Source organism: Massilia sp. P1_C10, from assembly GCF_056406475.1.
On the sequence record NZ_JBFUAC010000009.1, the window covers coordinates 1 to 25,853 of the forward strand.

General features: G+C 66.2%; 20 protein-coding genes. 10 read left to right on the forward strand and 10 right to left on the reverse strand.

Going from position 1 to position 25,853, the window contains the following annotated elements:
- Positions 1-214: IS3 family transposase (locus AC1D02_RS18130; protein ID WP_477319401.1), on the forward strand; the 214-nt coding region annotated here is incomplete at its 5' end.
- Between the two features lie 127 nt (positions 215-341).
- On the opposite strand, the gene AC1D02_RS18135 is transcribed toward AC1D02_RS18130, so the two are convergent.
- Together AC1D02_RS18135 and AC1D02_RS18140 are read right to left on the reverse strand one after the other, a co-directional pair.
- Complete coding sequence (locus tag AC1D02_RS18135) at positions 342-845, reverse strand: hypothetical protein (RefSeq protein ID WP_477319403.1); 504 nt, start codon at positions 843-845, stop codon at positions 342-344.
- A gap of 94 nt (positions 846-939) precedes the next feature.
- Positions 940-1,575, reverse strand: a complete 636-nt coding sequence (locus tag AC1D02_RS18140; protein ID WP_477319405.1) for a TetR/AcrR family transcriptional regulator — start codon at positions 1,573-1,575, stop codon at positions 940-942.
- Positions 1,576-1,650: 75 nt separating this feature from the next.
- On the opposite strand from AC1D02_RS18140, the gene AC1D02_RS18145 reads away from it, so the two are divergent.
- The 9 genes from AC1D02_RS18145 (at position 1,651) to AC1D02_RS18185 (ending at position 14,411) form a co-directional block, all read left to right on the forward strand.
- Positions 1,651-2,832, forward strand: a complete 1,182-nt coding sequence (locus AC1D02_RS18145) for a lipid-transfer protein (RefSeq protein ID WP_477319407.1) — start codon at positions 1,651-1,653, stop codon at positions 2,830-2,832.
- Positions 2,829-3,974 (forward strand): acyl-CoA dehydrogenase family protein, encoded by a 1,146-nt coding sequence (locus AC1D02_RS18150; RefSeq protein WP_477319409.1) that lies wholly within the window; start codon positions 2,829-2,831, stop codon positions 3,972-3,974. The genes AC1D02_RS18145 and AC1D02_RS18150 overlap by 4 nt, the downstream gene beginning before the upstream one ends.
- Positions 3,975-3,986: 12 nt before the next feature.
- Positions 3,987-5,129, forward strand: a complete 1,143-nt coding sequence (locus tag AC1D02_RS18155) for a CaiB/BaiF CoA transferase family protein (RefSeq protein WP_477319411.1) — start codon at positions 3,987-3,989, stop codon at positions 5,127-5,129.
- A 43-nt stretch (positions 5,130-5,172) separates the two neighbouring features.
- A complete protein-coding gene (locus AC1D02_RS18160) occupies positions 5,173-5,490 on the forward strand; it encodes a hypothetical protein (protein ID WP_477319413.1) in 318 nt (105 codons plus the stop codon).
- 59 nt (positions 5,491-5,549) lie between these two features.
- A complete protein-coding gene (locus AC1D02_RS18165; RefSeq protein WP_477319750.1) occupies positions 5,550-6,782 on the forward strand; it encodes a DUF445 domain-containing protein in 1,233 nt (410 codons plus the stop codon).
- Positions 6,783-6,933: 151 nt separating this feature from the next.
- Positions 6,934-8,286, forward strand: coding sequence for a hypothetical protein (locus tag AC1D02_RS18170; RefSeq protein WP_477319415.1), 1,353 nt, complete (start codon positions 6,934-6,936; stop codon positions 8,284-8,286).
- A 194-nt stretch (positions 8,287-8,480) separates the two neighbouring features.
- A complete protein-coding gene (locus AC1D02_RS18175) occupies positions 8,481-11,279 on the forward strand; it encodes a TonB-dependent receptor (protein WP_477319417.1) in 2,799 nt (932 codons plus the stop codon).
- A 73-nt stretch (positions 11,280-11,352) separates the two neighbouring features.
- On the forward strand, positions 11,353-12,858 hold the full coding sequence (locus AC1D02_RS18180) for a tryptophan halogenase family protein (RefSeq protein WP_477319419.1): 1,506 nt from the start codon (positions 11,353-11,355) through the stop codon (positions 12,856-12,858).
- Positions 12,859-12,881: 23 nt separating this feature from the next.
- On the forward strand, positions 12,882-14,411 hold the full coding sequence (locus tag AC1D02_RS18185) for a beta-N-acetylhexosaminidase (protein WP_477319421.1): 1,530 nt from the start codon (positions 12,882-12,884) through the stop codon (positions 14,409-14,411).
- Positions 14,412-14,468: 57 nt separating this feature from the next.
- Here AC1D02_RS18185 and AC1D02_RS18190 read toward each other — a convergent pair whose 3' ends face one another.
- From AC1D02_RS18190 to AC1D02_RS18225, 8 genes are read right to left on the reverse strand one after another with little or no spacing between them, the layout of a single operon-like run.
- Positions 14,469-15,992 carry a beta-N-acetylhexosaminidase gene (locus AC1D02_RS18190; protein ID WP_477319423.1) on the reverse strand — a complete coding sequence of 508 codons (1,524 nt, stop codon included), beginning with the start codon at positions 15,990-15,992 and terminating at the stop codon, positions 14,469-14,471.
- A gap of 28 nt (positions 15,993-16,020) precedes the next feature.
- Positions 16,021-16,848 carry an alpha/beta hydrolase gene (locus tag AC1D02_RS18195; RefSeq protein WP_477319425.1) on the reverse strand — a complete coding sequence of 276 codons (828 nt, stop codon included), beginning with the start codon at positions 16,846-16,848 and terminating at the stop codon, positions 16,021-16,023.
- A 2-nt stretch (positions 16,849-16,850) separates the two neighbouring features.
- Positions 16,851-18,971, reverse strand: coding sequence for a phosphocholine-specific phospholipase C (locus tag AC1D02_RS18200; RefSeq protein WP_477319427.1), 2,121 nt, complete (start codon positions 18,969-18,971; stop codon positions 16,851-16,853).
- Entirely contained in the window at positions 18,968-19,903 is a 936-nt protein-coding gene (locus AC1D02_RS18205; protein WP_477319429.1) for a 3-keto-disaccharide hydrolase, read from the reverse strand. Before AC1D02_RS18205 ends, AC1D02_RS18200 begins: the two co-directional genes overlap by 4 nt.
- Complete coding sequence (locus AC1D02_RS18210; RefSeq protein ID WP_477319431.1) at positions 19,900-20,445, reverse strand: gluconate 2-dehydrogenase subunit 3 family protein; 546 nt, start codon at positions 20,443-20,445, stop codon at positions 19,900-19,902. Before AC1D02_RS18210 ends, AC1D02_RS18205 begins: the two co-directional genes overlap by 4 nt.
- Positions 20,442-22,124: a GMC oxidoreductase gene (locus AC1D02_RS18215; protein ID WP_477319433.1), complete on the reverse strand. Its 1,683-nt coding sequence runs from the start codon at positions 22,122-22,124 to the stop codon at positions 20,442-20,444. Before AC1D02_RS18215 ends, AC1D02_RS18210 begins: the two co-directional genes overlap by 4 nt.
- Positions 22,121-24,745: a beta-glucosidase gene (locus tag AC1D02_RS18220; RefSeq protein WP_477319435.1), complete on the reverse strand. Its 2,625-nt coding sequence runs from the start codon at positions 24,743-24,745 to the stop codon at positions 22,121-22,123. Before AC1D02_RS18220 ends, AC1D02_RS18215 begins: the two co-directional genes overlap by 4 nt.
- A gap of 28 nt (positions 24,746-24,773) precedes the next feature.
- Positions 24,774-25,610 (reverse strand): glycoside hydrolase family 16 protein, encoded by an 837-nt coding sequence (locus AC1D02_RS18225; protein ID WP_477319437.1) that lies wholly within the window; start codon positions 25,608-25,610, stop codon positions 24,774-24,776.
- Positions 25,611-25,853 lie beyond the last annotated feature (243 nt).

Genomic DNA, 25,853 nt, shown 5'->3' on the forward strand with positions numbered 1-25,853 from the left:
GTCGCGCAAGGGCAACTGCCATGACAATGCAGTGATGGAGAACTTCTTTGGCATCCTCAAAAGCGAGATGTTTCATCGAACGAAATTCAGCAGCGTCGACCAGTTACAGCTCGCGATCACAAGCTACATCGAATACTATAATTGCAAGCGCATTAAATCGAGGCTGAAGGGCCTGAGTCCTGTGAAGTACAGGATTCGGTACGCGATCAGCTAGTTATCCTCGCTGTCCAACATTTGGGTGGCACTTCAAACCTGACCCCTTCTCCGTTTACGGGCGCCAGCAAAGGCCGGGGTCAGGTCCTGCGGACCTGACCCCATTTTCAGCTACACGATCTCTCACGTTATCGATTTTCTTCCACCCATCGCTTGATCGAATCGGCGGCTCCGTAGCGCATGTCATCGATCTTCCAGCATCCGGATTCCTTTATAAGGATGATGCGCGTCCGGCGCTGTTCGGTCGGTTCACTGGGATCGACCGAAAACCGGAATGTGTAGACGACCTCCGCTCGAGCGCCTTCTAGACCGGTCATTGCGAATGTCATTGGCGCACGCGCTTCCCCTTCCTGCGAGTTGGTCCAGAGGTCTCCTTTGCAGATCGCGCAAGGTTCGTCGGCTCGTTTCGCGCGTGCCGCATCGCGCCGGATCGATTCCCGCAAGTCTGCGGCGAGAAAACGATTCGCATCGGGCGTGTCGAGAGGCGGCCGGTTCTTCCACACCCAGCGGGCCACCGCGGTTGGCGACTGGCCGACGCATCCGGAAGGCGGGGAGGGGGCGGCACCGGCGCCCGCTGGCAAAGTTGCTACTGCCAGTAGAAGCCTTAAGCCACGCCGCTTATTCGACCACATAGTAGTTCCGGCCATCAGTCGCAGAGAACTGTCCTGCGACTTCGCCAGCCTAGGGGAGAAGCTAATTGATTGAGATGATGCCTCGCAATGTCCTTTACGGTGCCATCGCCAGCATCAATAGTACTTTGCGCACCGATGCGCGCACGGCCAGGAATTCGTCGCGCCGCGCATGTTTGTTCAGCCGGAACAGCATCAGCCCTTCGACCTGCGCCACCATCAGGATCGCGCGCTGCATGGTCTCGTCGTCGGAGATATCGGTGTTCAACGGGCGGATCAGGTTGAAGATCGCCTTGCGCTCGCGCGCCAGCATGCGGTCCATCAGCTTCGACGCAAACGGATTGCGCGACGCCAGCGCCCAGATTTCGAAGAAGATCGCGTGCGTCACCGGGTCGGTAATCTCTTCGAGGAACATGTCGATCGTCGACAGGAACTGCTCGACCCGCGTGGCGCTGTCCATCTCCGCCGAAATGCCGTCCATCTTGGCCTGGAATACGTCCATCGTGTACAGCAGCAGCGCTTCGATCAGCACGTCCTTGCTCTGGTAGTAGTGCTGCACGTTCGACAGGCTCATGCCCACTTCGGCCGCCACGCGCCGCATCGAAAGGCCGGCGTAGCCGTCCGCCGCCAGCAGCGCGCGCGCCGCATGCAGGATCTCGTGCGCGCGCCCCAGCCCTTTTTCGGTGGTGACCGAAGTCTTGGCTTTCGGGACGCTGGCGAGAGTCGATGGCATGATGTGATTATCGCATGAGCTGTACGGACTAGTACGACTGACCTATAATTGGCCGTCAACCTTCAAGGAGCGGGAATGAGGAAAGTATTCGTCACGGGCGTGGGCATGATCCCGTTCGCCAAGCCGGGCGCCAGCGCGCCCTACGACCAGATGGGCGCGATGGCCGCGCGCCAGGCGCTCGACGACGCCGGCGTTCCCTACGAGGACATCGAGCAGGCCTACGCCGGCTACGTCTACGGCGACTCGACCAGCGGCCAGAAGGCGCTGTACCAGGTCGGCATGACCGGCATCCCCATCATCAACGTCAACAACAACTGCTCGACCGGTTCGACCGCGCTGTTCCTGGCGCGCCAGGCGATTGCCAGCGGCGCCGCGGAATGCGTGCTGGTGCTCGGCTTCGAGCAAATGAGCCCGGGCGCGCTGGCCTCCGTGTTCGCCGACCGTCCAAGTCCGTTCGATCCATTCGACGCCGTCACCGACAAACTGGTCGGCAAGCCGGAGATCCCGCTGGCGCTGCGCTACTTCGGCGGCGCCGGCCTGGCCCACATGGAAAAATACGGGACGCCGCTGTCGGCCTTCGCCGAGATCCGCGCCAAGGCCAGCCGCCACGCCGTGAACAATCCGCTGGCCCTGTTCCGCAAGGAAGTCACGACTCAGGATGTGCTGGACGCCCCGATGATCTGGCCCGGCGTGATGACGCGCCTGATGGCCTGCGCGCCGACCTGCGGCGCGGCCGCCGCGGTGCTGGTGTCGGAAGACTTCGCGCGCAAGCGCGGCCTGCGCACCGACGTCTACATCGCCGGCCAGGCCATGACCACCGACCGACCCGGCACCTTCGACAGCAACGACATGATGCGCGTGGTCGGCTACGATATGAGCCGCGAGGCGGCAGCCAAGGTTTACGCCGAAGCCGGCGTAGGCCCGGAAGACCTCGACGTCGTCGAGCTGCACGACTGCTTCGCCCACAACGAGTTGATCACCTACGAAGCCCTGGGCCTGTGCCCCGAAGGGGGCGCCGACAAATTCATCCGCGAGGGCGACAACACCTACGGCGGCAAGGTGGTGACCAATCCGTCCGGCGGCCTGCTGTCGAAAGGCCACCCGCTCGGCGCCACCGGATTGGCGCAGTGCTACGAGCTGACCCACCAGCTGCGCGGCGACGCGGCGGCGCGCCAGGTCCACGGCGCCCGCGTCGCGCTGCAGCACAACCTGGGCCTCGGCGGCGCCTGTGTCGTGACGATGTACCGGGCCGCATGATGGAACTGACCTCACCCTGGATGACGCCGGAGCTGGAGGGCTTTCGCGACGCCGTGCGGCGCTTCGTCGACAGCGAGATCGTCCCGAACCAGGAGCGCTACCGCAAGCAGCAGCACGTCGACCGCGAGCTGTGGCGCAAGGGCGGCGCGATGGGCATCCTGCTGGCCGACATCCCCGACGAATACGGCGGCTCGGGCGGCAGCTTCGCCCACCAGTGCGTGGTGTTCGAGGAGCTGGCCTACGCCGGCGACATGGCGTTCGGCATCCACGTGCACGCGATCGTCGCCCACTACATCCTGAACCAGGGCACCGAGGCGCAGAAACGCAAGTACCTCCCGCTGCTTGCCACCGGGGAGATGGTCGGCGCCATCGCGATGTCGGAACCGGGCGCCGGCTCCGACCTGAAAGGCATCCGCACCACCGCCGTGGCGGGGCCGGACGGCTATCGGGTCAACGGCTCGAAGACCTTTATCTCGAACGGCTACCTGGCCGACCTGATCCTGGTCGTGGTCAAGACCGATCCCGCGGCCGGCGCGCGCGGCGTGTCGCTGCTGCTGCTCGAGACCAAGGACAATCCCGGCTTCCGGGTCGGCCGCATCCTCGAAAAAGTCGGCCAGAAGGGCCAGGACACCTGCGAGCTGTTCTTCGACGACGCCCACGCGCCGCTGGAGAATGTGCTGGGCGGCGTGGAAGGGCAGGGCTTTGCGCAGCTGATGACCGAGCTGCCTTATGAGCGCACCATTCTCGGCGTCTCCGGCGTGGCCGCGATCGAGCGCGCGCTGCAGCTGACCATCGAGCACACGCGCGAGCGCAAGGCTTTCGGCCAGGCGCTGATCGAAATGCAGAACACCCGTTTCGTGCTGGCCGAGATCAAGACCGAGGCGACCATCGCGCGCATCTTCATCGACCGCTGCATCGACGACATGATCGCCGGCCGCATGGACGCGGTGCAGGCGTCGATGGCGAAGTACTGGATCTCCGACCTGCAGTGCAAGGTGATCGACCAGTGCGTGCAGCTGTTCGGCGGCTACGGCTACATGCTCGAATACCCGATCGCCCAGATGTACGTGGACGCGCGCGTGCAGCGCATCTACGGCGGCGCCAACGAGATCATGAAAGAAATCATCGCCCGTTCACTGTAAGGAGAGCAGCAGATGGCTGGACCGCTGGCAGGAGTTCGCGTGGTCGAAATGGTGGGGCTCGGCCCATGCCCGTTCGCCGCCATGATGTTGGCCGACATGGGCGCGGAAGTGATCCGCATCGACAGGAAAAGCGCGTCCGGCGCCGCCAACCCGTTCCCGATGCTGGGCACGAAGTTCGACGTGATGGCGCGCGGGCGCCGCTCGCTGGCGCTGGACCTCAAGCAGCCGGCGGCCAAAGAGGTGGTGTTGGCGCTGCTGGACCAGGCCGACGTGGTGATCGAGGGCTTCCGGCCCGGCGTGATGGAGCGGCTCGGATTCGGGCCCGAAGCCTGCCATGCGCGCAACCCGAAGCTGGTGTACGGCCGCGTGACCGGCTGGGGCCAGCAAGGCCCGCTGGCGCAGTCGGCAGGCCATGACCTCAATTACATCGCGCTGACCGGCATGCTGCATGCCATGGGCCGCGCCGATACGCCGCCGGCGCCGCCATTGAACCTGGTGGGCGACTTCGGCGGCGGCGGCATGATGCTGGCGTTCGGCGTGGTGTGCGCGGTGCTGGAAGCGCGCGCCTCCGGCAAGGGCCAGGTGGTGGACGCGGCGATGACCGACGGCGCCGCGCTGCTGGGCGCAATGATGTACGGGATGCGCGCCTTAGGCCAGTGGAACGATGCGCGAGAATCGAACCTGCTCGATGGCGGCGCGCCGTTCTACGACAGCTACGCCTGCGCCGACGGCAAGTTCATCACCATCGCTTCGCTCGAGCCGCAGTTCTACGCCTTGCTGCTCGAGCTCACCGGCGCCGGACAGGGGCCGCAGATGGACCACGCGGCATGGCCGGAAATGAAACGCCGTTTCGAAATTCTGTTCCGCACCCGCAGCCGCGACGACTGGTGCGCGCTGCTCGAGGGGACCGACGTGTGCTTCGCGCCGGTGCTGGACATGACGGAGGCGCCGGCGCATCCGCACAACCAGGCGCGCGGCACATTCATCGAGGTCGACGGCGTGGTGCAGCCGGCGCCGGCGCCGCGCTTCTCGCGCACCGCGCCGCGGGTCGACAATGCCGCCTCGAAGCCGGGCGCCGACAGCGCCGCCATCCTCGCCGACTGGGGCTGGGCGCCCGACGCCATCGCGGCGCTACAGGACGCGCATGTGATCTGAGGCGGTAGTAAGATGACATGACTTTACCCGCTTAGGAGTCGCGATGGAACACCTGCTGCATCCCGCCGATGTGACGATGGAAGCCGAAGCCTTGCCCGGCCGCGACCTGTTCGTGGTCGCCAAGTGCATGGTGCCGACCGACGCCTGGCTGCTGCAGGGCTGCCTGGTGGCCGGCGGCGTGCCCGCGGTGGTGGCCGACGCCAACCACGTGCAGGCCGACCTGCTGATCGCGCCGGCGCTGGGCGGCGTGCGCATCCTGACGCCCGCGAGCTACCTGGTGCAAGCCGGACAAATCATCGCCGCCTACGAGCGCGGCGAATACGCGCTGGACGACGACGCCGACGTGGGGGAGCCGATTTGAGCGGCGCCGCGCTCGCCGCCAAGCAGGACGAGCTGCGCGACTCGAAGCGGCTGGCGCTGATGTTCTTCGTGGGCGCCGGCGTCCTGTTCGTCATCACCCTGTTCCTGCGGCCGGTATGGTGGGTCGAGCTGCTCAAGGCGTTTTCCGAAGCGGCGATGGTGGGCGCGCTGGCCGACTGGTTCGCCGTCGCCGCCCTGTTCAAGCGCATTCCTATTCCGCTGGTGTCGCGCCACACCGAGATCATCCCCAAGAACAAGGACAAGATCGCCGACAACCTGGCGGTGTTCGTGCGCGACAAATTCCTCGACACCGAATCGGTGGTCGCGCTGATCCGGCGCCACGACCCGGCGCGGACGGTTGCGAACTGGCTGCTGAAACCCGAGAACTCGCGCCAGCTGGGCGACTACCTGGTCAAGCTGGCGGCCGGGGTGCTCGACTTCATCGAGGACGCGCCGGTCCAGAAATTCATCAGCAAGGCGGTGCACACCCTGATCGGCAGCGTCGACCTGTCGCAGTCGGCCGGGACCATCCTCGAATCGATGACGCAGAACGGGCGCCATCAGCAGCTGCTCGACGAAGGCATCAACCAGCTGGCCAAACTGCTGCACAACGAGGACACCCAGGCCTTCATCGCGCAGGGCATCGTCGACTGGCTGAAGGAAGAATATTCGATGTTCGAAAAGGTGATCCCGAAGGAGGCGATCGGCCGCAAGGGCGCCGACATCGCGGTGCGGCTGGCGGCCGGCATCCTGGCGCGCATCGACGCCGACCCCGAACACCCGATCCGCAAGAACTTCGACGCGTTCACCGCGGACTTCGTCGCGCGCCTGAAGCACGATCCGGATTTCCAGCAGAAGGGCGAGGAGATCAAGCAGTACCTGATCGGCGACGAGACCCTCAACGCCTACCTGAAAACGCTGTGGGACGACCTGAAGGCGTGGCTGAAGAAGGACCTGCACAGCGACGACTCGGTGCTGCACAAGCGCGTGGTGGCCACCGGCGCCTGGATCGGCAAGACGCTGGCCGAGGATGCGCGCCTGCGCCAGTCGCTCAACGACCACCTGGAATCGGCCGCGCGCAGCGCCGCGCCGGAGTTCGCGCAGTTCCTCACCAAGCATATCTCGGACACGGTGAAGAACTGGGACAGCCGCGAAATGTCGCAGCAGATCGAGCTCAATATCGGCAAGGACCTGCAGTTCATCCGCATCAACGGCACCATCGTGGGCGGCCTGATCGGCGTGGCGCTGTATGTACTGTCGCACGTGCCGGCCTGGCTCGGCCTGGCCGGATAGGGCGCGCACTGTTACAAAGCGTGCACTTGTTGGCCCTCGTTTCCGTTAATATCCCCAATATATTGCCCAACTATAATAGTTTGCGGCTTCGGGAGGATGTTTGGGGGCAGAGGTCATCGCGCGGGGTTGGATATCCACCAGGGTCTGGCGATTGCTCGTCTGCGTCCTGGTGGCGCTGACCTCCGTGCTGATGGTTAGCGAGTTCAGCCATGCCGTCAAGCCGCTGCTGATCGACGGCCAGCAGGGCAGCCTGGGCGTGACCCTGGCCGACACGATCGGCAACACGGCCGATGGCCAGGGCACCTATCGCCTGCGCATCCGGTCGGCCGAACCAGGCCTGCCGATGGCGATGGCGGGCGGACGGCCCGGCGACTATCTGACGTTCGACGATTACGAGAATCGCTGGCGCAAGTTCATGCCCGGCGAGCGGGTCGGGGTGACCTTGTCCCAGGGAGGGCAGGAGCGCCGCTTGTCCCTGCTGGCCGTGCCCGAGCCGGTCAGCAACGGCGATTACTTCGATTACGGCGGCCGCTTCTTCATGTCGATTCCCGCGCTGCTGTTCGCCTTGATGGTCGCGTTCAGACGCGACGGGCCGGCCTACCGCGCGCTGTCGATCACTTTCGTCACGCTCAGCCTGATCTACTTCCACAACTTCAATTATTCGCCTGCCGGCCCCACGCTGGAATTGAGCAAGTTCGTCAATATCGCCAGCTATAACCTGATCTGGTATGGCTGCGTGGTGTTCGCGCTGCAGTTCCAGCCCTATCCGCCGGGCCCGGTGCGCAACGCGCTGCGGCGGCTGTTTCCGTGGTACCGGGCGCTGGTGGCAGGTACCACGGCGTATGCGATCGGCTTCGCACTCGGACGCGAAACGCCGTGGCTGTGGCTGCCCGCCCTGATGATCGTGGTGTTCGGCCTCGCGCTGGTGTTCGTCAGCCTGGCCGACGGCTGGCGCCATACCGGCGGCGAAGTGCGCCAGCGCCATTTGTGGCTGCTGATGTCGTTCGCGGTGGGAGCGGTGCCGGGCTTCCTCAACATGGTGCCGGCGTTCGACGCCACCGTGCTGGGCGACCTGCGCGTCACGGTGGTGATGTACTTCGTCGGACAATTCCTGATGTTCGGCGGGCTCGCCTACGCGGTACTGCGCTACCGGGTGTTCGATTTTGATTTTGCCGCCAGTCGCGCGCTGGTGTTTGCGGTCGCCAGCGTGCTGCTGCTGTGCTTGTTCGGCATGGTCGAATGGATCTATTCGAGCGTGCTGCCGGGCGACGGCGGCGTGCGGCGCGCGGTGGAAAAGAGCAGTCTGGTAGTCGACGCGATCGTGATCGCGCTGGTCGCGTACGCCGTGCGCAAGGTGCATCGCCGGCTCGCGCTGTGGGTGCAGCGCTTCCTGTTCGGCAGCGGGCCCATGGCGCGACCTGCGCAGACCGATGCGCCGGAGGGCGGCCGGCCGCTGCCGGAAGGGGACGCGCCCGCGACCGGCGCGGCGCCGGCCGAGGCCTAGCCGCCGCGCCGATCCGCCGGTCCCGGTGTGGCGCGAACGCCTACCAAAAAAACAAATCAATTGACAAAAAACCGAGCCAGCAGCACTATCGGCGGTGAAGGTGTGGGAACGATTCCAATTTGGAGACAATGGGCCATCTCACTAGACTTTCTAACAACAATTGAACCTACTTATCAAAAGGAAGGCTGCACTACATGAACAAGCCAGCGACCACGCATTCTCCCCAGCCCGCACTCGTATTCCAGCGTTTTCCGATCACCCCGATTGCCGCGGCCTGCACCCTGCTGCTGATCTCCGGGGCCGCCTATGCGCAGGAAGTCGCCACCAGCAACGTGGTGGTGGTGTCGGGTATTCGCCGCGGGATTGAAAGCGCGATCGCGGCCAAGAAAAATTCCGACCAGATCATCGAAGCGGTGTCGGCCGAGGACATCGGCAAGCTGCCCGACGCCAGTATCGCCGACTCGATCGCCCGCCTGCCGGGCCTGACGGCGGTACGCGTCGACGGCCGCGCCTCCGGCATCTCGATCCGCGGCCTGGGCGGCGATTTCTCCGGCTCGACCATCAACGGCCGCGAAGTGGTCAGCTCCGGCGACGGCCGCGCCGCCGAGTACGACCAGTACCCGTCCGAACTGGTGAACCAGGTGCTGGTCTACAAGACCCCCGACGCCGCGCTGGTCGGCCAGGGCCTGTCCGGCACGATCGACATCCGTCCGGCCATGCCGCTCGACTTCCAGACGCGCCAGATTTACCTCAATGCGCGCGGCGAGAAAAACTCCTACGGCAAACTGAACTCCAACGGCAAGGGCGCCCTGGGCAACCGCGTCAGCGCCGCCTACATCGACCAGTTCCTCGACCGCACGGTCGGCTTCTCGCTCGGCTTCGCCCACCTCGATTCGCCAGGCCAGGCGAAGAATTACGAGTCGTGGACCTATGGCGACTACGTCGGTCAATGGGGCGCCGGCGCCACCGGCATCCCGGCCGGCGCGGTTGCCTCGCAAGGCTTCACCGCCAGTAACGTGTCGAGCAAGCAGGTGCGCGATGGCCTGATGAGCGTGATCGAGTACCGTCCGAACAAGACCTTCCGCACCGCGGTCGACCTGTACTATTCGAAGTTCACCCAGGACCGCGTGACGAACCAGTGGACCGGCGACCTCGGCCTGTGGTCCGACCCCGCCTCGGCCTATTCGAACGTCAAGACCCAGAGCGTCCATGGCAACACCGTGGTGGCCAGCGGCACCGTGGCCAACGGCACCAACATCATCGACGACAAGAACTTCAACCGCACCGACGATATCCGTTCGGCCGGCTGGAAGAGCGAGCTCAAGCTCGACGACAAGTGGACCGCCACCATGGACGTCGGCCTGTCCAAGGCCAAGCGCCACGAGAGCCTGATCGAGTCGATCGCCACCGGGCCGCGCGGCGCCGCGACCTTCATGTTCAGCGGCCTGGACAGCAATTCCAATCCGGGCTGGTCGACCAACCAGGACCTGAGCAATCCGGCGGTCATGCGGCTGACCAACAACCCGTCGTGGGCGCAGCTGGTCACGCCGAACTACACCGATGAGCTCAAGTCGCTGCGCCTCGGCGGGGAGCGCAGCCTGGACGGCATGTTCAGCAAGCTCAGCTTCGGCATGAATTACACCAAGCGCGACAAGGTGGTCAACAATTCCGAGTACCAGCTGACGCTGGCGCAGGACAATATGCCGATCCCCGCGGCTGCCCTGCGCGGCACCACCAACCTGAACATGGGCAACATCAACGCGAATATCCTGGCGTGGGACGTGCCGAGCATCCTCGGGCTGTATACCCAGACCGCCAAGAATCCGTGGAACGCCCAGTCCCAGAAGTATTCGATCCACGAAAAGATCAGCACCGCTTACGCCAAGCTGAACATCGATACCGACGTGGGCAGCGTTCCAGTGCGCGGCAACGTCGGCGTGCAGGCGGTCCACACCGATCAGCTCTCGAATGGCTTTGCCTGGAACGACGGCGGCGGTTCGCCGGGCGCGCCGGGCGCCGGCTCGGTGATACCGGTCACCGGCGGCTCGACCTACACCGACTACCTGCCGAGCCTGAACCTGAATTTTGAAATCGTGCCGGATCTGATCGCCCGCTTCGGCATGGCCAAGGCAATGGCCCGCCCGCGGATGGATGACATGCGTGCCGGCGCCGACCAGCCGAAGCTGACCGCCATCGCCCTGGGCTCGAACATCGGCACCTGGTCGGCCGGCGCCGGCGGCAAGCCGGACCTGCAGCCGTGGCGCGCCCAGTCGGTCGACTTCTCGCTGGAGAAATACTTCGGCAAGAAGAGCTACCTGGCCGCCGCCCTGTTCTACAAGAAGCTCCAGAGCTTTATCTACAACCAGACGGTGACGCGCGACTTCACCGGTTTCCCGAACTACTCGGGCCTGACCCCGGGCTGCAGCGTGGCGAACAAGGACTGCAATCCGAACCTCGGCACCATCTCGGCCATGGCGAACGGCGAGGGCGGCAAGGTATGGGGCGCGGAGCTGAGCGCATCGCTCGACGGTTCGCTGCTGACGCCGATGCTGAGCAATTTCGGCGTGACCGCCACCTTGTCGGGCACCAAGAACAGCCTGCCGCTCGACAACAACGGCCAGAAGATCAACCTGGACGGCTTCTCCGGCGTGGTCAACGGCGTGACGGCCTATTACGAGAATGCCGGCTTCTCCACCCGGATCAGCCGCCGCTACCGTTCCGCTTTCACCTCGACCACCCGCAGCATAATCCTGGGAACGGAGTCGTCTTCGCACATCGAGGCCGAAGCCGTGGTCGATTTCCAGATCGGCTACTCGTTCGAGACGGGGCAGTACAAGGGCTTGTCGCTGCTGCTGCAGGTCAACAACCTGACCGATACGCCGTATGTGCAGACCAAGGGACCCGAGGTCGGCGGCAACGGCACCGGCCAGCTGCCGTGGAAGTACAACACCTACGGCAAGCAGATCCTGCTGGGCGCCACCTACAAGTTCTGATCGTGGCTTGACGCGAGCCCCTGCCGATATACTGGCAGGGGCTTTTTTTTTACTTTGTTGGGCAGGAACGCAGATGCAAAATAATCACATCCGGGATATCGTCATCGTCGGCGGCGGCACCGCGGGCTGGATGACGGCGGCCGCCATGGTGCGCATCCTCAAGGGCGACTACCGCATCCGGCTGGTCGAATCGGACGACATCGGCATCATCGGCGTCGGCGAGGCCAGCATCCCGCACATCGCCACCTTCAATTCGATCCTGCGCATCGACGAGGACGAATTCCTGCGCGCGACCCAGGGCACGTTCAAGCTGGGCATCGAGTTCGTCAACTGGGGCGGCATCGGCGACCGCTACGTACACGGCTTCGGCAAGCTGGGGCCTCAGCTCGACGGCCTGCCGTTCCACCATTTCTGGCTGCGCCAGTTCCAGGACGGGAAGGCCGCCCCGCTGGAAAAATATTCGATCAACACGGCGGCGGCGCAGCAGGCGAAGTTCATGAAGGCGCCGTCCGACATGCCAGGCTCGCCGCTGAGCGAGATCGTCCCGGCCTACCATTTCGACGCCAGCCTGTATTCGCGCTTCCTGCGCGGACTGGCCGAGAAGGACGGCGTGGTGCGCACCGAAGGCAAGGTCGCGCAGGTGATCCAGCGTCCCGAGGACGGCTTCATCGAGGCGGTGGTGATGGAAAGCGGCGAGAAGATCGGCGGCGACCTGTTCGTCGACTGCTCCGGCCTGCGCGGCCTGCTGATCGAGCAGACCCTCAAGGCCGGCTACCAGGACTGGTCGCACTGGATGCCGTGCGACCGCGCGATCGCGGTGCCATGCAGCTCGGTCGAGCCCTTGATTCCGATGACGCGCGCGACCGCCCATTCGGCCGGCTGGCAGTGGCGCATCCCGCTGCAGCACCGGATCGGCAATGGCCACGTCTACTCCAGCCGCTTCATGGAGTCCGACGAAGCCGCTTCCATCCTCCTGAATAACCTGGACGGCAAGCAGCTGGCCGACCCGCGCCACATCTCCTACGTGCCGGGACGGCGCAACAAGGTCTGGGTCAAGAACTGCGTGGCCATCGGATTGGCCGCGGGCTTCTTCGAGCCGATCGAGTCGACGAACATCCACCTGATCCAGACCGGCATCCTGCGCATGCTGACGATGTTCCCGCGCGCCGGCTTCGACGAGGCCGACATCGCGGAAGCGAACGCGCAGGCGCAGACCGAGTACGAACGCATCCGCGACTTCATCATCCTGCATTACAAGGCCACCGAGCGCGACGACTCGCCGTTCTGGAACTACTGCCGCACCATGGCCATCCCGGACAGCCTGCAGCACAAGATGGACCTGTACCGCAGCAATGGCCGCCTGTCGCGCGCCGAACTGGACCTGTTCGGCGAAGTGAGCTGGCTGCAGGTGATGCACGGCCAGCGCATCCGCGCGAGAAGCCATCATCCGTTCGCCGACGTGCGTCCCGCCAGCGAAGTCGCCGAGTTCCTCGGCAATGTCGAAACGGTGGTGCGGAAGTGCGTCGACTTCATGCCGACCCACGCTGACTTCATCCGCAAGTATTGCGCCGCTTCCTGAACACATAAAAAGAAAGACCTCGCATGAGTATCGAAATCCGCGGGCTGTTGCGCATTGCAGCGGCCTGCTTCATGACTGCCGCCTTCGCCGGCGCAGCCCAAGGCGCACCAGGGCCCGCCGTCGCCGCCGTCGATGCGGTCATCCCGCAACCGTCCCAGTCCAAAGCCGGCCAGGGCGTGTTTGTCCTCACCCCCGACACGCCGGTGATCGGCCGCGGCGCGGCTGCCGCGACGGCGGCGCAGCTGGCGTCATCGCTTCATTTGCCGAACGGCGCCGGCAAGGGCCGCGAGATCGTGCTCGAGATGGTGCCGTCCGCGCCGAAGGAAGGCTACACGCTGTCGCTGACGCCGGAACGGATCCGCATCCAGGCGGCCGACAGCGCGGGGCTGTTCTACGGGGCCCAGAGCCTGCGCCAGCTGGTCGTCGCCGCCCGCGGCGCGCCGCTGCCGGCGCTGGAGATCAGCGATGCGCCGCGCTTCGCCTGGCGCGGCCTGCTGGTCGACGTGGCCAACCATTTCTTCCCCAAGTCGGCGCTGATGTCGATCATGGACCAGATGGCCTACTACAAACTCAATGTGCTGCACCTGCACCTGACCGACAACGCCGGCTGGCGCATCGCCATTCCGGCCTATCCGAAACTGACGGACGACCAGAACGGCGAGTTCTATTCCGAGGCAGATGTCAGGGAGCTGGTCGCCTACGCAGCGGCGCGTCATATCACGGTCGTGCCGACCGTCGAGATGCCGAGCCATGCCGGCCGGTCGGCGCGCGCCTATCCGCAGTTCTTCGATGGCGGCAACAGCATCAACCCGGCCAATCCCGAGACGTACGGCTTCGTCGAAGCGGTGTTCAAGGAAGTGGCCCGCCTGTTCCCGTCGCCGCAGCTGCACTTCGGCGGCGACGAGCTGGCGTTGGGCAGCAACTGGGGCACCCGGCCCGACATCCAGGCGCTGCGCCAGAAACTGGGCGGCAAGGACATTCGCGCGGTCGAGGGGCACTTCGACCGCCGGGTGACGGAGATCATCCGCGGCATCGGCCGCCAGCCGATGGCTTGGGACGAGGCGTTCAGCGCCGGCGTCGATCGCAGCGCGGTGATCCAATGGTGGCGCAAGGACCATCCGGAGGCGCGCGACCTGGCCGTCAAGGCCGGATACGACGTGGTGCTGTCGCCGGTGGACCAGGTCTACTTCGATTATCCGCAAGGACTCGGCGAGCCGGGCGCGCCGTGGGAGGGCAACGATAACGGCCCGACGTCGATGGCCAAGGTGCTGGCGTGGGAGCCGATTCCGGCGAGTTATTCCGCAGCGGCACGCTCGCGCGTGCGGGGCATCGAAGCCTGCCTCTGGACGGGATTCATCCGCACCGAGAGCTTCCTGCAGTTCATGCTGTATCCGCGCATGATGGCGTTCGCCGAAGTGGCGTGGTCGCCGGCGGCCAGGCGCGACCTGCAAAAGTTCGAAGCGCGCCTGAAGCCGCAGATCGAATTGCTCGACGCCGCCGGCATCAACTCGCGGCACGGCCCGGACGACGCGTCGAAGTACATGACACACTGAGCGAACCCGGCGCGGTTCGCAGGAATAGGGTCAGGTCCGGCGGACCTGACCCCTGGCTTAATGCGTCATGTATTTGACCGCGTCTTCGGGGCCGCCGCGCACGCTGCGCCCTAACGCCCGCCAGCGCGCCACATGCGGCGCCACCCGCGCGGCGAATGCCGCCGGCATGGAGTTGGGCTTCTGGCGCCACGCCACCTCGGCCACCGCGGCCAGCCGCGGATACAGCATGAATTCGAAGTACGCTTCGCTGCGCACCAGCTCCGTCCACAACGCCGCCTCCACGCCCAGGATGCGGCTCTGCGCCTCGGCCGGGAGGCCGGCCGGCATCGGCTCCCAGGCGACGATCTTCTCCACCGACATCGGGCCGCCTTCATTGCCGCCCCACGGCGCGCCCGGCTCGCCGAGGGCCTGCGGATAATCGAGGTACATGGTGTCGGCCGGCGACAGCACCACCGACTGCCCCTGGGCCAGCGCGGTGCGCATGACCTCCGGTTTGTCCATGCGCCACCACTGCACCAGCGTGTCGGCGTTCAGCCCCGCCGAGATGATCTCGTCCCAGCCCATTGGCGTGCGCCCGTGCTTGCGGATCAGCTGCACGACGCGGCGCGCGAATTCGGCTTCGACCGGTTTGAAATTCGGCTTGTCGGATGCGGGATCCAGCGCGCGCGCCATCGCCACCACCGCCGGCCTCCGGCTCCAGCCGGTCTCGCTGGCGTCGACCTCGTCGCCGCCGAAGTGGATGTAGCGGCCGGGGAACAGCTGCGCCACTTCGGCCAGCACGGTATCGATGAATCGATACGTGCCGGGATGCGCCGGGTTGAAGGTGTGGGCGCCGTCGAAGAACTCGGGATAGGCGCGCGCCGCGGCGCCGGCGTGGCCAGGCATCTCGATCTCCGGCACGATCTCGATCTGGCGCTCGGCCGCGTAGCGCACGATGGCGCGGATGTCGGCGGCCGTGTAGAACCGCGCCGGACCGCGCGGATTGCTCATGTCGCCGCGCGCGCCGATCGTCGTCAGCTTCGGATAGGAGCGGATTGCGACGCGCCAGCCGTTGTCGTCGGTGAGGTGCAGATGCAGGACGTTGAGCTTGTACGCGGCCATGCTGTCGATGACGCGCTTGATCGTCGCCACGCCGAAGAAGTGGCGCGCCACGTCCAGCGTCAGGCCGCGCCACGCGAAGCGGGGGGCGTCGGCGATATCCAGCGCCGCAACGGCGTTCCCGGTTCGCTTCGCCGCATCGCCGGCAGGCAGCATCTGCAGCAGGGTCTGCGCACCGTTGAAGGCGCCCGCCGCATCGGCCGCGGAGATCGTGATCGCCGATTCGCGCACCTGCAATCGGTAGGCGCCCGCGACCGCGCCCGGTATGGGTTCGAGCTTGAAGCGAATCTCGCGGCCGCCGTGCGCCGCATTCTCGCGCAGGTTCAGCGTGGCGGCCAGCAGGTGGGCCGGCTGCGCCAGCGAGGCGGGCGCGGCGACGCTGACGCTGCGGTCAAGCACGAACGGTGGTTCTGGCGCCAGCGTCAGCGACTGCGGTTGCGGCACCAGCTGGGCCGGCGGCACCCCCTGCGCGGAGGCTGACAAGCCAAACGCCAGGTAGAGGAGGAACGCGCTAGCGATTTGTCGAGTCATTTAATTTGGTGGAGAAGAACAGCATCTGGTATTTGATGGCGTTGGCCCAGTAGTCCCAGCTATGGCCGCCGGGGCGCTCGGTGTAGTCGTGCGGGATCTTCAGTTCGAGCATGCGCTGGTGCAGCGCGCGGTTGCCGGGTGCGAAGAAATCGTCCCCGCCGCAATCGATCGCCACGTCGATGCCGCCATCGGCAATGCGGTGCACGTTGTTGATGATCGCCACACTGCTCCAGTAAGCGGCATTGTTGACCGGGTCGCCGAAGGCCCCTGCGAGGTTCCAGTTCTTTGGGAAAGGACGCGGATCGACACCGCCGCTGATGCTGCCGGCCGCGCCGAACGTGGACGGATGGTTGAGCGCGATGTGGAGCGCGCCGAAGCCGCCCATGCTCAGGCCCGTGATCGCGCGCGCGTTCCTCTGCGCCACTGTGCGGAAGCGCTGATCGATGAACGTCACGACTTCCTCGCCGATGTAGGTCTCGTATTTGTCCGTGGGTGACACCGGGCTGTCCACATACCACTTGTCGTAACCGCCGTCGGGCATGACGACGATCAGGCCGTAAGTGTCGGCCAGCTTGCCGATGCTCGTCTTCGACGCCCAGTCGGCATCGCTGCCGCCATGACCGTGCAGCAGGTAGACCGTCGGGAAGCGGCTCGCGTCCTTGCCGTAACCGTCGGGAAGGATCACGGTGGCGCGCGGCGCCTTCTGCATCGACGGGCTGGGAATCGCCAACGCGACCGTCTCGAATGCCCATGCCGGCGCCAGCATGGCGAGCGCGCAGGCCAGAAGTCCTGCTTTGAAAATGGACATCTTCACACTCCTTTTTCGCGCGCCGCGCCGAACGACGGATCGCTGCGGCTCGGCAGGCCATCGTCGAGATGGCCGCACAGGCGCCGGTAGAACACTGAATCCTGGTCCACCGCCACCTCGAGGTCGTACCAGCCGTGGCTTGCCGCGACCGGCCATGGCAGCGTCATTTGCTGGCCCGCGTCCACCTTCAAGGCGAGCGTGCCGGCGCCATAGGCTCCGTCCTTCAGGGTGAACGTGCAGTCGCGCGCGAAGCGATTCGCCAGCACCAGCACGACCTCTTTGCGCGCCGCATCGTGGCGCAGGGCGACTTCCGCATTGCTGTCGGCGCTGCCGCGGAAAACGCGGACGAAGCCGTTCGGACCGTATGCGCGCAAATCGTATTGCCGGTCCGCGAATCCGCGCAGCGGCCACGATTCCGTGAAGGCGTCGCCGGGCGGCAGCGTGTAGTACCAGGGACCGTTGTTGTGCCGCAGCGAATACACGGTGAAGACGGCGCCCGCCTTGCCATTGTTGGCGAAAGCGATCGTGAAAGCGTCGTTCTTGCGCGCGCCGTCGGCGGCCAGCCGGTAAGGAAGGGCGCGGGCGGGACGCGTCGCCGCGCTCTCCGCCGCAGGCAGGCTCTGATTGACCGGCAGCGGCACGACCTTGCGGTTGCGGCACAGGACGTCGGCCCGGTCGAGGTAGGTGCGGTGACCGGTGGCCAGCAGGCTGTCGGGGCGTTGCGCGTCCAGTTTCGCGAAGTCGAACATCGACGTCAGGTCGCCGCAGACGGCGCGGCGCCACGGCGAGATGTTCGGCTCTGCCACGCCGAAGCGCTTTTCGAGGAAGCGCAGGATCGAGGTGTGGTCGAACACTTCGGAACACACCCAGCCGCCGCGGGTCCACGGCGACACCACCAGCAGCGGCACGCGCGGGCCGAGGCCGACCGGCTCGCCACCGGAGACTTCGCCGTCGGTCGGCACGCCGCTGTAGCCGTCGCTGCGCGAGGCCGGCGGCACCGGCGGCGGCACATGGTCGAAGAAGCCGCCTTCCTCGTCGTAGCAGATGATGAAAGCGGTCTTCGCCCACACGGCCGGATTGGCGGTCAGCGCGTCGAGGATGCGCGCGACCAGCGATTCGCCGTAGCCCGGCGGATTGACGTCGGGGTGCTCGCAGAACTTCGCCGGCGAGACGATCCACGATACCGCCGGCAAGGCGCCGTTGCGCACGTCCAGCGCGATCTGGTCGACCAGCGCCTGCGCATCGGGCGGGTTGGGGTTCACGGCCTGTCCGGCGGAGGTTTCGCCGGCCCAGGCGCGGCCACGCCGGTAGCGGTCGCGCTGCGCCGGATCGTTCAGGTCCAGGTTGCGAAACTGCGGGAAGTAGGCCAGCGCGTTGCAGCCGTAGTTATCGTATTCCTGGTACACCTTCCAGCTGATTTGCTTCGCGCTCAGGCGCTCGGCGTAAGTGGTCCAGGTGTAGGGCGAGACCCAGCCAGCCTTGTCCAGCGCCATCGGCGCCGTGTAATTGAGGTCGTCGACGTTCTCCAGCGCCTGGAAGCCGTCCTGGTTCACCGACAGGCCGTTGGTGCCGCTGAACAGGTACATCCGGTTCGGATTGGTCGGCCCGAACAGCGACGCGTGATAGGCGTCGCCGATGGTGAAGGCGTCGGCCAGCGCGTAATAGAACGGGATGTCCTGGCGCGTCAGGTAGCCCATCGAGGTGTGCTGCTTGTGGTGGACCCAGGCGTCGTGAAACGCCCAGGCGCGCTGGCTGCCTTTCCACACGTGCGGCAAATCGGTCTCTACGCATTGCGTGCGGTTTTCCGATTCGTCGCCGCCGCGCAGGGCGAACGGCAGCACGTGGCGGTAGTCGTCGGCGGGCTGGTACCACACGGGCTTGCCGTTGCGCAGGGTGATGGGACGCGGATCGCCGAAGCCGCGCACGCCGTTGAGGGTGCCGAAGTAGTGGTCGAACGAGCGATTCTCCTGCATCAGGATGACAACGTGCTCGACGTCGGCGATGGTGCCGGTGACCCGTGCGGCGGGTATCGACAGCGCGCGCGCGATGCTCGCCGGGATGGCGGAGACGGCCGCCGCGGCGGCGCCCATGCGCAGGAAACGCCGACGCGGTCCCGACGTCATGGCTTCTTCAGCGCCGGAGTGATGACGATATTGCGATACGTGACCACGCCGTCCTCGCTGCCCTGCAGGACCAGCGGACCGTCCGCGCCTTCGCGGCTATCGAGCGCGCCGCCGGTGATGCCCGGGATTTCCTTCCGGTCGATCACCACCTTGCCATCGAGGGCGACCGTGACGTAGCGGCCGACCAGCGTGATGTCGTAGCTGTGCCAGACGCCTGGCTTGCGCGGCGCGGCGACCGTGGGCGCCAGGTAGCCGTAGATGCCGGCGGTGCGCATGTTGGGCGCCTCGGGCTTCAGGTCGTTCTCGATCTGCAGTTCGTAGCGGCCGCGCAGGTACACGCCGCTGTTGGCGCCGGGCGCGCAGTTGAATTCCAGGTGCAGCTTGAAGTCGCCGAATTCGGCGACGCTGCGCAGGTCGGTGCCGGCGCCGGGACTGACCAGCGTGCCGTCGGCGACGCGCCACGGCTTGGCGGCCGCGTCGAGAGGCTTCCATGCGCTCAGGTCATTCAGCGGCACCGGCGCGCCCCACTGCGGCGCCTTCGCGGCGGGTAGCGCAGGCGCGCGCTCGGCGCGCCAGGTCCACGCGGCGCCGTCCGGCCCCCTCGTGGTTCCGTGCAGCTCGGCGCCGGCGCGCACGGCGTCGAACACCATGTCGTCGGGGCGTCCTTCTTCTTCCTTCGGCGAGACGAAGCGCAGGTGGCCGCCGACGATGCCGGCCTTCGGCAGCCAGCGCGCATGGCCCCAGCGCCCCACCATGCGCACGCGCACGCGGCCCTTTTCTTCACGCACGTCGATCCAGGACGAATACGCGCGCTCCGGCGTTTGCAGCGTGACGTCCCAGCGGCCGAGGTAGGGCTGTGAAGGCGTGGCGGCGCACAATTGCAGCGGCGCTACGGAAAGCGTAGCAAGCGCCAGCAGGCGCCAGTTCATCATGCCCACGATGCTTCTCCCTTTTTGTAAGGGACGACGCCCTTGTATTTTCCCGGGACGGGCCGGTAGCGCAACACGCGAGTGGCGCCAGGTTCGGAGGTGAAAAAGCCAAGCAGCGTCAGTTGCTTCATCAGCGTGAAGTAATGCGGCGTGGCCTGGTTCGGTTCCTTCGCGTGCTTCCTCGCCTGCAGGTCGATGTCGATCAGCAGCGACTGCCGCTGCGCCGGCGACGCGTGCAGGAAGTCGGCGCCAGACTTCGCGCGGATCAGCCCATCGAGCGTGGCTATGCCTTGCTTCAGGATGAGCAGGTGCCCGGGCTCGTAGCAGGCCGCCGAATAACGAGCGATGAAGGCGCCGACGGCGGCATCCTTGGCGCCGGGCGTCCGGGTGCGCGGGATGATGGTCTCCGAAATCTCGTCGAACATGGCGTGATCGCGCGCCGAGAATGGCGAGCGGACGGCTGGCTTGGCGAGCGCGCCCTCCATGCCGATCAGCGCGCAGCCGGTGGAAGCGGCAATGGCCTTGAGCAGGTCGCGACGGTTCATTTCTTTAACTCCCTGACCGCATGGTCGACGGCGCGCGCGGTGAGCGCCATGTACAGGATCGACGGGCTCTGGTTGCCGGTGCTGGTCATGCAGGCGCCGTCGGTGACGTACACGTTCTTGCACAAGTGGAGCTGATTGTGTTCGTTCAGCAGCGAGGTCTTCGGATCCTTGCCCATGCGGACGCCGCCCATCTCATGGATGTCGAGGCCCGGCGCCTGGTGGTTGTCGGTGGCCTGGATGTTCTTGAAGCCGGCCGCCTCCATCATCTTGCGTCCCTCGGTGAGGAAGTCCTTGACCATCCGGTCGTCGTTGTCGTCGTAGCCGACAGACGTCACCAGCAGCGGTATCCCCCACTGGTCGGTCTTGTCGGTGCTGAGGCGGACATGGTTGCTTTTCTTCGGGATGGTCTCGCCCTGCATGTACATGTAGGCGTTCCACTTGCCGGGCTTGCCCATCGCCTCCTTGAATGCGGGGCCGACGCCCGGATCGATGCCGGGATCGTCCCAGCCCGGGCGGCCGGCGCCGGAGAAGATCACGTAGCCGCCGACGAAATCGGTGTCCTGCTTGTTTACGTTGCGGAAGTTCGGGATGATGCATTCGGCCGGCTTGCGCACTTCGTAGTAGCTGTCCTCGAAGCCGTCGATCTCGCCGCTCATGCCGGCACGGTAGTTGTGGAAGCCGATGTGGGTGCCGAGCAGGCCGTTGTCGTTGCCGAGGCCATTCGGGAAGCGCTTCGACTTCGAATTGAGCAGGATCAGGTTGGTGTTCAGCGCCGAGGCGTTGACGAAAATGATCTTCGCCTTGAACACGTGCGTCTCTTTGGTTTTCGCGTCGATCACCTTGACGCCGGTGGCCACGCCAAGCTTCTCGTCGTAGATGACCGAATGGACGACCGAGTGCGGGCGCATGGTCAGGTTGCCGGTGCGCGCGGCCCAGGGCAGGGTGCCGCTGTTGGCGCTGAAGTAGCCGCCGAACGGGCAGCCGCGCATGCACAGGTTGCGGTTCTGGCACTGGCCGCGGCCTTGTTCGAGGTGCAGCGCGGTCGGGTCGGTCAACTGCGCCCAGCGGCCCGAGACGTAGTGGCGCCCGAACTTCTCTGCGATCACCGTGCGCAGGTGCTGCTCGACGCTATTGAGTTCGTACGCCGGCAGGAATTCGCCATCCGGCATGCTGGGAATGCCTTCCTTGCTGCCGCAGACGCCGACGAACTTCTCGACATGGCTGTACCAGGGCGCGATGTCCTGGTACGAGATCGGCCAGGCGATGCCGTAGCCGTAGCGCTCCGGCGCGGTGAAATCGGTTTCGGCCCAGCGCGCGCAGGCGCGGCCCCAGGTCAGCGACTTGCCGCCGACCTGGTAGCCGCGGATCCACTGGAACGGTTTCTCCTGCACGTAGGGGTGGTCCGCGTCCTTGACGAAGAAGTGCGCGGTGGTCGCGTCGTAGCCGGCGGCCTTCGAGATGAGCGGATTCTCGGCGGCCTGCTGGCGGCTGATGGCGCCGCGCAGCGGGAAGTCCCAGCTCGGGTTGCTCATGGTCGGATAATCCGTGATGTGCTTGACGTCGCGCCCGCGTTCGAGCACCAGGGTCTTCATGCCCTTGTCGCACAGTTCCTTTGCCGCCCAGCCGCCGCTGATGCCGCTGCCGATGACGATTGCATCGTATTCCGTATTGATCTTCATTTTCCGAGCGCTTTCGACAGTGGCAGGTTGCGCGATGAGCCGCCGATGTAGACGACGCGGCCGTTGCGCGCGTCGCGCCACGCCTGGTCGCGCTCCGACCAGTAGCGCATGCGCTCCGGCGGGATGTGCAGTTCGACGCGGCGCTGCTCGCCCGCAGCCAGGGTGATGCGGTCGAACGAGGCGAGGGCGCGCTTGGCGAACGCCGCGCCGCCTGGTGCCGGACGCGGCGCGCCAACGTAGGCCTGGACCACTTCGTCGCCGTCGCGGGCGCCGATATTCTTGATCATCACGCTGGCGTCCACGCCGCCATCGGCCGCCGGCGCGAGCTTGAGGTCGGAGTAGCTGAAGCTGGTGTACGACAGGCCGTGGCCGAACGGGAACAGCGGCGCGATGTTTTTCTGGTCGTACCAGCGGTAGCCGACGAAGATGCCTTCGGCGTAGACGGTCTTCCCTTTTACGCCCTTCGACGAACGCTCCGGATGCGCCGGATCGTTGGCCGGTCCGTCGGAGATGCGCCGCGGCCAGGTGATCGGCAGGCGGCCGGCCGGATTGGCGCGGCCCGTCAGCAGGTTGGCCGCGGCCCAGCCGCCTTCGTCGCCGGTGTACCACATCTCCATCACGGCGCGCACCTTGCCCAGCCACGGCATCGCGACCGCCTGGCCGGTGTTCAGGATGACGATGGTGTTTTTGTTGACGGCGGCCACCGCTTCGATCAGGCGGTCCTGCTCGCCCGGCAGGCCGAACGACGGCCGGTTGCGGCTCCATGCGAACACCACCGCGGTTTTTGCGTTGCGCGCGGCGTCGACGGCGGCGTCGAACGCCGCCTTCCTCATCTGCGGCGTCACCCACGCCAGGCGCACCTGGACCGGCACGCTGCTGCTGTCGGCGGTCGCTTCGACCTGGATCTTGTGCGCGCCGGCCTTCAGCTTGACCAGGCGGCGCACGTTGTCGAGTCCATCGGTGGTCGGCACCACGTTGTCGCGGTTGGCGAACACGATGTCGCCGTGGCCGCCCCACCAGCCCATGTTGCCGACCTTGCGGCCGTCGATCATGAAGCGGCCGGTGGCGCCGATCAGCTGCAGGTCGATGTCGTAGTCGCCGTCGGCGTCCACCGCCAGCGTGCCTTCCCACTTGGCGTTGGCGCCGGCCGGCAGCGGCTGGCCGGAGCGCAGCGTGTTGTCGATGTCGGCGGCCGGCGCGCCATCGCGGGTCAGGCCGCTGAAGGCCGCTTTCGGGATCGGCGCGCCGGTCATGTCGGCGCCGACGGCCAGGCGCATGCCAGGGCTGGCGGTCATGGTGCGCAGGGCGTGATACGCGCCGACCTGGCGCTCGGCGCGGCCGAACGATTGTTCCTCGCCCGCGACGATGGCGAAGGTCTGCTGCGCGCCGGGGCCGATCAGGGCCAGCGAATCGAGGTCCGCGGGCCTGAGCGGCAGCACGCCGTCGTTCTTGAGCAGGACCGCGCCGCGTTCGGCCAGCCGCTGCACGGCGCGCGCGTTGTCGTCGATCGGCTGCGCCTTGATCGCGTGGCTCGGGGCCCGGTCCAGCCAGCCGAAGGCTTCCATCTGGCCGAGGATGCGGCCTGCGGCGCGATCCAGATCCGCGTCGGCGACGCTGCCCCTGGCGAACGCTTCGGCCAGGCTCTTCGACACGCCCGCCGGTTCCGGCTGCGGCGTTTCAGGGCGAGGGCGAGTGATGTACTTCTGTTCTTCCGGTACGCCGGCGGCCAGCGTTTCCAGCAGGTCGGCCTTGTCGTCGGCCGTCATGGCCGGCGCCGGCGCCTCCTTCGTCACGGCGAAAAACGCGCCGGGACCGATGCCCGGCTGCTCCATGTCCAGGCCATTGACGAGGAATTCGGCGCCGTGGGTCGCGCCCCAGTCGGAAGTGATGAAGCCCTTGAAGCCGGACTCCTTGCGCAGGATGCCGTTGAGGATGGAGCGGTTGCCGCAGGCGTGCACGCCGTTGACGCGGTTGTACGAGCACATGACCGAGGCGACGCCGGCCTGGGCGACGTCGCGGAACGGCGCCACGTAAATTTCGCGCAGCGCCTGGCCGCCGATCTTCACGTCGGCCGACGCGCCGTCATAGCCGACGAAGTGCTTGGCCTGCGCCATCACGTTCTGCGCCTGCGCGCCGCGCACGAAGCGCGCGCCCAGCGTGCCGGTCAGGACCGGATCTTCGCCGAAGGTGTTGTAGGCGCGCTCGAAGGTCGGGTCGCGGTAGATGTTGATGAAGGGCTGGAGGATGACGTCGACGCCGAGCGCGCGCGCGTCGCGGCCGATGATCGCGCCGGTCGCTTCCGCGTCCGCCGGGCTGAAGGTCGCCGCCATCGACAGCGTGGACGGCATGCCGGTCGAGGCGTGGCGCACCAGAACGCCGGGCGGGCCGTCGGCGAAGCGCAGGTCGGGGATGCCAAGGCGCTTCACCCCGGCGGTCCATCCGGCCTGGCCCAGGGTGGCGTCGGCCGGTTCCTGGGCGCCGCGAATCACGGCCATCTTTTCGGCGCGCGACATCTGCGACAGCAGGCGCTGCACGCGCGCGCTGGTCGGCTCGGCGGCATGGAGGCCGGCGGTCAGCAGCAGGCCGGCGAGGATGGTGAGTTTCGGTACAGTGGACGGCACGGCAACCTCTTTGTTCTAGTTGTTCGGATCAGCGCTGGTAGACGCGCACGTAGTCGACTTCCATCGTGGCCGGGAAGATCCTGTCGTCCACCGGGCCGCCCATCATGCCGCCGATCGCCAGGTTGAGGATCAGGTATTGCGGATCGCTGAACGGCCATTTGTGGTGGTCGCCGTCTTTCGGATTGGCGAACTGCAGGTAGTTCTTGTCGTCGACGCCGATGAAGATATGGTCGGCGTCCCACGTCAGCTGGTAGTTGTGAAAGGCGTCGCACACACTCTCGACCCGCGTCGGCGCGGAGATCTGGGTGTTGTTCGGCCAGTTGAAGGCGCCCGTGTGCAGGCTGGCGAGGACCTCGCCCTTCTTCATGCCGGAGTGTTCCATGATGTCGATCTCGCCGTGCTCGGGCCAGCCGGCGCCGGTGCCGAGCATCCAGATCGCCGGCCAGGTGCCCGGGCCGCACGGCAGCTTGGCGCGCACCTCGACGAAGCCATAGGTGAATTCGAATTTGCCCTTGGTGTACAGGCGCCCCGACGTGTAGGCCTGGCCGCCGAAGTCGGCCTCGCCGGCCAGCTTCTCCTTGCGCGCGGTGATCAGGAGTTTGCCGTTCGCGACGCGGGTGTTTTCAAGCCGGCCCTTGGCGTAGTACTGCAGTTCCTTGTTGTGCCAGCCCTTCTTGTTCATGCCGATGTCGTAGTCCCACTTCGCCGCGTCGGGCAGGCCGGGCTGGTCGAATTCGTCGGCCCATGCGAGCTTATAGCCGGCCGGCTTGCCGCCGGGCGGCATCGGCGCGGCGGGCGCGGCGCCGGCGCTGAAGGCGGCCAGCGCGCAGAGGGCGAAGAGGATGCGCTTGGTGTGGACGTTCACTGAGTCTCCTGTGGCTTATTCTGGAATCGTTTCCATTTTTCCCGAATATATCATTCCTGGACGCCGCTGGCGATCAATTTTCAGGTGGCGACAGCCAGACTCGACAGCATACTCGGCAAGCCTCGCCAAACCCCGTAAAATGGCGCACCCGCAGGGCCGGGCGCGGCCGGTAAATCGTTGACACTCAAAAACGATGGGTGTTATATTCAGGCAATTGCGATGGGAACGTTTCCAATTTGGAAT

Coding starts and splice junctions, on each gene's coding strand:
- AC1D02_RS18185 (WP_477319421.1), top strand. CDS start 12,882: ATGAGTATCGAAATCCGCGGGCTGTTGCGCATTGCAGCGGCCTGCTTC.
- AC1D02_RS18200 (WP_477319427.1), bottom strand. CDS start 18,971: ATGACGTCGGGACCGCGTCGGCGTTTCCTGCGCATGGGCGCCGCCGCG.
- AC1D02_RS18205 (WP_477319429.1), bottom strand. CDS start 19,903: ATGATGAACTGGCGCCTGCTGGCGCTTGCTACGCTTTCCGTAGCGCCG.
- AC1D02_RS18195 (WP_477319425.1), bottom strand. CDS start 16,848: ATGTCCATTTTCAAAGCAGGACTTCTGGCCTGCGCGCTCGCCATGCTG.
- AC1D02_RS18140 (WP_477319405.1), bottom strand. CDS start 1,575: ATGCCATCGACTCTCGCCAGCGTCCCGAAAGCCAAGACTTCGGTCACC.
- AC1D02_RS18165 (WP_477319750.1), top strand. CDS start 5,550: ATGTTCTTCGTGGGCGCCGGCGTCCTGTTCGTCATCACCCTGTTCCTG.
- AC1D02_RS18215 (WP_477319433.1), bottom strand. CDS start 22,124: ATGAAGATCAATACGGAATACGATGCAATCGTCATCGGCAGCGGCATC.
- AC1D02_RS18175 (WP_477319417.1), top strand. CDS start 8,481: ATGAACAAGCCAGCGACCACGCATTCTCCCCAGCCCGCACTCGTATTC.
- AC1D02_RS18135 (WP_477319403.1), bottom strand. CDS start 845: ATGTGGTCGAATAAGCGGCGTGGCTTAAGGCTTCTACTGGCAGTAGCA.
- AC1D02_RS18180 (WP_477319419.1), top strand. CDS start 11,353: ATGCAAAATAATCACATCCGGGATATCGTCATCGTCGGCGGCGGCACC.
- AC1D02_RS18145 (WP_477319407.1), top strand. CDS start 1,651: ATGAGGAAAGTATTCGTCACGGGCGTGGGCATGATCCCGTTCGCCAAG.
- AC1D02_RS18155 (WP_477319411.1), top strand. CDS start 3,987: ATGGCTGGACCGCTGGCAGGAGTTCGCGTGGTCGAAATGGTGGGGCTC.
- AC1D02_RS18210 (WP_477319431.1), bottom strand. CDS start 20,445: ATGAACCGTCGCGACCTGCTCAAGGCCATTGCCGCTTCCACCGGCTGC.
- AC1D02_RS18160 (WP_477319413.1), top strand. CDS start 5,173: ATGGAACACCTGCTGCATCCCGCCGATGTGACGATGGAAGCCGAAGCC.
- AC1D02_RS18150 (WP_477319409.1), top strand. CDS start 2,829: ATGATGGAACTGACCTCACCCTGGATGACGCCGGAGCTGGAGGGCTTT.